5 protein-coding genes and 2 pseudogenes are annotated in these 7272 nt (G+C 35.8%); 6 read left to right on the top strand and 1 reads right to left on the bottom strand.

The features are described 5' to 3' along the window. Positions 1 to 167: glycoside hydrolase family protein (locus ACFIJL_RS08290; protein WP_375624173.1), on the bottom strand; the 167-nt coding region annotated here is incomplete at its 3' end. Between the two features lie 149 nt (positions 168 to 316). On the opposite strand from ACFIJL_RS08290, the gene ACFIJL_RS08285 reads away from it, so the two are divergent. From ACFIJL_RS08285 to ACFIJL_RS08260, 6 genes and pseudogenes are all read left to right on the top strand, one after another. Beyond that, the gene (locus tag ACFIJL_RS08285; RefSeq protein ID WP_375624171.1) at positions 317 to 1483 is read left to right on the top strand and encodes a tyrosine-type recombinase/integrase; all 1167 of its coding nucleotides are present in this window, start codon (positions 317 to 319) and stop codon (positions 1481 to 1483) included. A 207-nt stretch (positions 1484 to 1690) separates the two neighbouring features. Further along, positions 1691 to 1891 (top strand): AlpA family transcriptional regulator, encoded by a 201-nt coding sequence (locus ACFIJL_RS08280; protein WP_011180791.1) that lies wholly within the window; start codon positions 1691 to 1693, stop codon positions 1889 to 1891. 97 nt (positions 1892 to 1988) lie between these two features. Beyond that, positions 1989 to 2858 carry a toprim domain-containing protein gene (locus ACFIJL_RS08275; RefSeq protein WP_375624168.1) on the top strand — a complete coding sequence of 290 codons (870 nt, stop codon included), beginning with the start codon at positions 1989 to 1991 and terminating at the stop codon, positions 2856 to 2858. A gap of 12 nt (positions 2859 to 2870) precedes the next feature. Next, positions 2871 to 4478: a YfjI family protein gene (locus tag ACFIJL_RS08270; protein WP_375624166.1), complete on the top strand. Its 1608-nt coding sequence runs from the start codon at positions 2871 to 2873 to the stop codon at positions 4476 to 4478. Positions 4479 to 5063: 585 nt separating this feature from the next. Then, positions 5064 to 5506, top strand: a pseudogene (locus tag ACFIJL_RS08265) (type ISP restriction/modification enzyme); the annotation flags it as partial. A gap of 1548 nt (positions 5507 to 7054) precedes the next feature. Next, positions 7055 to 7272, top strand: a pseudogene (locus tag ACFIJL_RS08260) (hypothetical protein); the annotation flags it as partial.

Here is a 7272-nt window from a genome sequence, read left to right as displayed (position 1 = left end):
AATTGCTTTAAGTCTTTACAAAGGATTTCTTCTGCTTGCTCTTGGCTAATACACATGCCTTTTTTGACAAGGGGGTGACCCGCATTGCTGGTGTGACCATAACCAATCGTCCAGACACATGCCGTATCTCGATAAGCCTCTACAAGACATTGATTTATAATGATAATTCACTGTTTTGTATGTTGAATTAGAGTCTCGAATAACGTAGGATTCTCTCATTTCAAATCTGTTTATGTTGAATCAATCAAAACCACTCATTTGTACATAACAAGTGGGATGAGTGTGTGGATAAAATTTGTATAAGAAAGGACTAAAAATGGCTCTTATGAACCGTCTTAATGCAAGGGCTGTCGCAACATTGGGAGCTGGCAAATATAATGATGGTGCCGGCTTGTTACTTCATAAGCGTAAAGATGGAGGTGCTCAATGGATTTATCGCTATACCATTCATGGTCGGCGCCGTGAAATGGGCTTGGGTGCGTTGCAAAATGTTTCTTTAAAAAAAGCCCGTGAATTAGCAAATCAATGGCGTTCTGTTCTTCGTGAAGGTCGTGACCCCATTAAAGAACGCAATAAACAAAAGCGTGAGGCAATACGTAATCTCCATTACTTAAAAGACATTGCCGTAGATGCTTTTGAAAGCCGTAAAGCTGAACTAAAAGGAGATGGTAAAGATGGGCGTTGGTTTTTACCCTTAAAACTCCATATTCTCCCTAAATTAGGTTGCCTCCCCGTTTCAGAGATTACACAAACAGAGATACGCGATACGCTTTCTCCCATTTGGCATACAAAAGCTGGAACAGCTCAGATAGCATTGATACGTCTTAATCTTTGTCTCAAACATGCGGCTGCTTTGGGTTTGGATGTTGATTTACAAGCAACAGAAAAAGCACGTGCTCTCTTAGGAAAACAACGTCATAAGATCACTAATAGACCAGCAATGGATTGGAAAGATATACCAGCTTTTTATCAGTTCCTCTGTAAAACACAAAACATAACACATCTTGCTTTGCGCTTGCTTATCCTTACAGGGGTTCGCTCTAACCCTTTACGTTATATTCATAAAGATCAAATTGATGGGGATATATGGACCATACCTGCTGAGAATATGAAAGGAAAGCGTGATACAACAAAAGAATTTCGCGTCCCCTTATCATCTGAAGCATTAAAAGTAATTGAACAAGCCCGCTGTATTTCTAAAAGTGATTTCATCTTTTCACTTACCGGTCGTGGTCCTCTTTCACATACGATGATGGCGGCGTATATGAGAAAAAATAAAATTGAAGCCTGCCCGCATGGTTTTCGTTCTAGTTTACGCAATTGGCTCGCTGAAACAACCGATGCCCCCTATGAGGTCGCTGAAACTATTTTAGCTCATACGGTCGGCGGTAAAGTAGAGCGTGCCTATCGTCGTACTGACTATCTAGAACAGCGCCGCGTTTATATGGATAAATGGGCGGCTTATGTCACGGGTCAATCTTAAGATATGGAGTGCATAACCCCATGATCTGTGGATAACTTTAGCTCTCTTCTCTCTCATTCTTTCTCAATAAGAGTCATAAATTATCACATCAGAAATTGTATGATAAAATATTGTTTTCTATAAATAAAACATCTTTCTAAGTGAACCAAAATGTGGTTAATAAATAGTTATGATTTGTTACCATTTTTTGATAGAAAGGATTTTAGTATGACAGAAAATGATATTCTTTTGACAGACCGTGAAAGTGCAAAATTGCTTCATATGAGTGTCTCAACATTCCGCCGTCATGTAACCAATGGCTCTCTCCCAAAACCTTTAAAATTTGGTTTTTTGTCCCGTTGGTTACAATCGGATCTTATCAATGTCATCGAGCAAGCAAAACAGCAACGTCAAAGTGACGCGGCATAAAAAAACCTTGTCGCGTAAGGACGGACAAGGCTTTCTCAAACTCATCACCCTAGAGATAGCACAATCCGTCCTATGACGCAACGTTATAGGATTTAAAATGATGTGTTCTTTTAAGAATGCGCAAGGTATCACACGTGCCTTGCGTGGTACTTGGCATGGGCGTTATGGAACAGCCCGTTGCCCTGCTCATGATGATAGGCTGCCTAGCTTATCCCTTGCCAATGGACATGATGGGCGTCTTTTACTCTATTGTTATGCTGGTTGCTCTTTTAGAGAGATCATACAAGCGCTCAGAAGAATTGGCTTGCTTGGAAAACAAGCTTATGATCATACGCTCTCTTTCTCAAAACAGTTTTGTGCTGATCTCAAACGAGCAAAACAGAAAGCAGAGAGAGCAAAAGCAATTTGGCAACAAAGCCAACCAATCAAAAATACTTTAGCAGAAACCTATTTACGTATGCGGGGTATTACATGTGATTTGCCTACTGATTTACGCTTTTACGACAAATGTCCACACCCCTCTGGGGGTACACTGCCCGCGTTAGTGGCTCTTGTTAAGGGTGCTGGTTCCTTTGCCATTCATAGAACCTTTTTACAAGCCAATGGCTGCAAAACAGACCAAAAACCAGCAAAAGCCATGTTGGGATCTGTAACAGGTGGTGCTGTGCATTTAAGTCAAGGCAATCCCAAACATCTGGTCATTTGTGAGGGCATTGAAACCGGTCTGGCTCTTTTGTCTGGGTTGTTATCAGAGCCCGTTGATTTATGGGCTTCTCTTTCAACCAGTGGCATGATGCGTGTGAATTTACCCCATACAAAAGGACGTCTCACCATTGCAATGGACGGCGATGATGCGGGTCGTAAAGCAGGTTTTACCCTAGCTGCGCGTGCTTATAGCCAAGGCTTTGAGGTCTTTATGATGCAAGCTCCAAAAGGAACCGATTTTAATAACGTATTACTTTCTTAAAAGAGGGAAACTATGAAAGATAGTAATTTACAAAACAATAATGAAAATACTCCCATCAATGATAACGATAATGTCTCTTTAAACGAAAATACTTGTTTAAAAGCCATTTCTTATGAACAAGCCTTGCAACAAAATGGTTGGGGGCAATTACAACCGATTGCTACGGCTCTCTTACCCGTCGAGCCTTTTAAAATATTCCTGCTTCCAACACCATTAATAAACTATGTTTATGACGTTGCTGATATTCAACAATCTTCTATCGATTTTGTTGCTGTTTCTGCTTTATGTGGATTGTCTGCTGTCATTGGAAATGGCGTGCGGGTTTCTCCAAAACAACATGCCAATTGGAAAATTGTTCCTAATCTCTGGGGTGCCATTGTGGGGGAACCTTCAACTATGAAAACAGATACCATGGAAGCTGCTTTAGCACCTCTTGATGTTTTTCAAGAGGAATGGCATCAAGAATGGTTAAAGAAGAAAAAACAGCAAGAAACAAAAGATATTCTTATTGAATTAGACAAAAGAGAAAAGAAAAAACAAGCCTACAAAGCACTCAAAGATCAAGACGAGGAACAAGCCCTTGCTCTTCTTTCTCAATCTCTTGAACATAAAGAAAGTGAGGAAGATGACACGCTTAATAAACGACGTCTTATTGTCAACGATGTGACCGTCGAAAAGCTTGGGGAATTGTTAAAAGAAAACCCCCGTGGTTTATTGTTGGTTCGTGATGAATTATCTGGTTTTTTATCCGATTTGGAACGGAAGGAATATCAATCAGACCGTTCTTTTTATCTAACAGCTTTTAATGGCAAAAAATCATACACCTATGACCGTATAGGACGTGGAACCATTTTTATTCCCAATGCAACCATTTCCATTATTGGGGGCATTCAACCTTCACGGATTATTCCCATTATTCAAGCAATGCACCATGGAACAAATAATGACGGCTTATTACAACGGTTTCAAATGCTGGTGTGGCCCGATGAACGAAAAGAGCGGTTATGGGTTGATAGACCTCCCAATCAAAAGGCATGGGAAAGTTATCAAGGAATTTTTCGTTCTCTTTATGATAAACCATTAGGATCACCAAAACACCCTATTACCATACGCTTTTCTGCTGAAGCTCAAGAAATGTTTCGTGTATGGTGGGAAAATTTTCAAAGAACAATCAAAGGAGGTCATTTCTCATCAAGTTTACAAGCGCATCTTTTGAAAATGAATAAAACCATACCAACCCTTGCATTGATTTTTGAATTGAGTGAAGGGGGGCGTTTTGAAATCAATAGAGATGCCCTTGAGAGAGCCTTATATTGGGAAGAATATCTGATAAGTCATGCAAAACGTCTTTATGCGGCGAATGATACATTAACAGCAGAGCGTGCAAAATTAATTGTAGAGCGCTGTGATCTTTTACCCAATGTTTTTACGGCAAGAGATATCTATAGACGGTGTTGGAGATCTTTAAAAGACAATGGAGCCGTTAAGCAAGCTTTAGAGCTTTTATGTCGTTGTAACTATATTCGTGAATTTCCTATAGAGGGGAATGAATTAGGTCGGCGTCCTGATAGACGGTTTGAATGGCATCCTTTGGTTAAAAACAACAGCATAAAACAATAAAGAAATCTCTTTTGAAGTCTTTAAGACAACCACGCAAAACTCTTTTTATGGCATTCTCATCAAGGAACTTTTTTCCAAAAGCAAATGATCTGAGTGACCTTATCAGAAGAGTTTTGTCAGTCTTGTCAGTTCATTCTAGCTACTATATTATTTTTTTTAAATGAGAGAAAATTAAAAACATTATATTTCAATATGTTAGAATTTTAACGATACAACCTATATCGACAATACAACCTTAAATACAATCCATAATATATATTTGTCAGTTTGTGTCTGTAAATTGAACTAACAAACTAGATTATTTTAGTGACTCATAAAACCTATCAAAATAATCATTATGATATTTTAAAAGCACATGCTTCATTTGTCTTTTTTCCATAAAACAAACAGCAAATTTCACTATTTTGCTGATCTGATCTCTCTCATGGGCTGCGGATAAACAGCATTTAAAAACTCTTTTGAAAAAATTATCGGCTTTTTTAGCATTTTTCTGCATTTTTTCTCAATTCGTTCAAAATGGATTTAATAAGCTTCGTTTTAATTCTTTTGAAGAGACTTAAACCCCTTATACGAAAACGGAGCTCTGTTGTAACAGGGCGTGAACTGGATCATTTGCACGTGAATTATGAAACTGTAAAACCTTATCGCGTAACCTTTAAAAAAGGTAATCCAAAAGTTACAGAGATCTCTAATCCAGAAAAATTCTATTACGTGACTGAAATGAAATTCGCAAAAGCAGGTAAAGAGAAAGATAAAACCACTGTTATTTATAATAACAATATCACAATAACAGATATCCCTCTTGACGCTTGTGAGTATATCGTTAATGGTAAACCCGCTCTTGAATGGGTTATGGGGCGTCAATGTGTTAAGACTGATAAAAAGAGTGGCATTGTTAATGATGCCAATCGTTATGCTGTTGAAACCATTGGCAACCCTGCCTACCCTCTAGAGTTATTACCATAAGTTTAGAGACAATGAAAATTGTTAAGAACCTACCAAAATTGGAAATAAGAGAAACTGAATAACTTAAAAGCATGCTCACATAATGGGTATGATAAACTCATAAGGGGTATAAGGTTTTATACCTATAGGTTCTTATATCCCTTTTATAAATTGCTGACATACAATCTTTAAAAGGATAATTTATCATACGTTATTTAAAAAGAAGAAACTTGCACTTTTAGATACTCTTATTTACATTGCCTTTAAAAGATTAAACCGTAATCTAAAATGAGTGCTTTATTGTTATCAGAAGCTTTATTTAAAGAGGGTTATGTATATTCATTTTCTTATATTACTTATAGGTTTTGAATGTTTCTACCCCCCCAAACCCCTTACAAAACATAGAGCATTAGTTGAATTTATAGGTTGTACTATTGATATAGGTTGTTTTTTGAAAAATTGATAAAAAATAACATATTGAAATATAATGACTTTTATTTTTTATTGAAAAATATGTAAAGGGGGGCGTAAAAAGCACCTCCAAAACTCATAACCATAATGGTCTTGATAGCATTTATTATGATTATAATCCCTTTCTTTTGAAAGGCTTTAAAAGATCACATACTCTCATAAGACATGTTTTAATCATTCACTAAATGATCACTTTTGTCGATTCAATGTACTGACATAAACTGACAAATATATATTTACAGTTGTATTTATTTATTATGGCTGTTTTAATAAGTTGTATTTTGAAAAATTGATAAAACTTAACTTATTGAAATATAATGATTTTAATTTTCTCTCATTTAAAAAAAATGATATAGGTTCTAAAAAGAACTGACAAAAATGACAAAAGTTTATTAAAAGGGATTTTGCTCATCTCTATAATGATCAGTTTCTATTGAGATGTTTTCATAAGTGTTTTCATAACAGGCAATAAATCGCAATTATCCTATTTATCATTTCTCTTATGAACATGAAAAATGATGCCATGGCTATAAAGAACATAACAACTATAGAGAAAGCAAAAATGCAAATGAAAGCATTTGTTATAAAGACAGTCCCTATAAAGGCTGTTAAGTCTAAAATGTGTTATTAAAAGAAATTAACAGAAATCTTAAAAGCCATTTAGTGACAAAATTGATAGGTTATAAAGTTTAAAATACGCATTATGAGAGCGTTTCTAAATATTATAAATGTATAGATTCAGAAAATAACGCAATCGTTTCATAAAACCTATAATATAGCTTTAAAAGCACATAAATATAAAAGAAGCAATTAATAAGCATAAGATATTATCAATACACAACGTATTTAAAAAATACAAAAAAATATCAAAAAAGTTTATAAATTAATTGACAATAAATACGTATTTTGTTACATAAATAACCAAGTGATGAAAACACTTTCGAATAGCGAATAGGTTGCGAAAAAACCTTTTCCATTTCTTTTAAAACACTGACTATCTTTTATGCTGTGATTAGCATATATAGTGATTTTGTCGGGTGTAGCTATGCCATACAATACCCTTATGGGAAAAGCATAGCAACGGACTATTCGCCGTGTTTTCAGCACCCGATGCTCTTATAGGGTGTCAATTGAAAACTAATTTACGAATAGGTGTAAAAATGAATTCTATTGTTAATACAGAAAAAACATCTCCAAAATACGAATTTATTGATGATTGTGAATATATTGATGGTCATTTCTTAACTCGAATTAGAGCCTTAAGAGATTTTGATGATGTCAAAAAAGGCGATTTAGGGGGGTATATTGAAAGTGAAGATAATCTCTCTCATGAAGGTAATTGCTGGGTGTATAATAAAGCTCGGGTCTTTCAAAATGC

It is taken from the genome of Bartonella sp. TT119HLJHH (genome assembly GCF_042193385.1).
Lineage (GTDB): Bacteria > Pseudomonadota > Alphaproteobacteria > Rhizobiales > Rhizobiaceae > Bartonella.
Note: the sequence above shows the minus strand (reverse complement) of the source record. Positions and strands in the feature narration are given on the sequence as shown.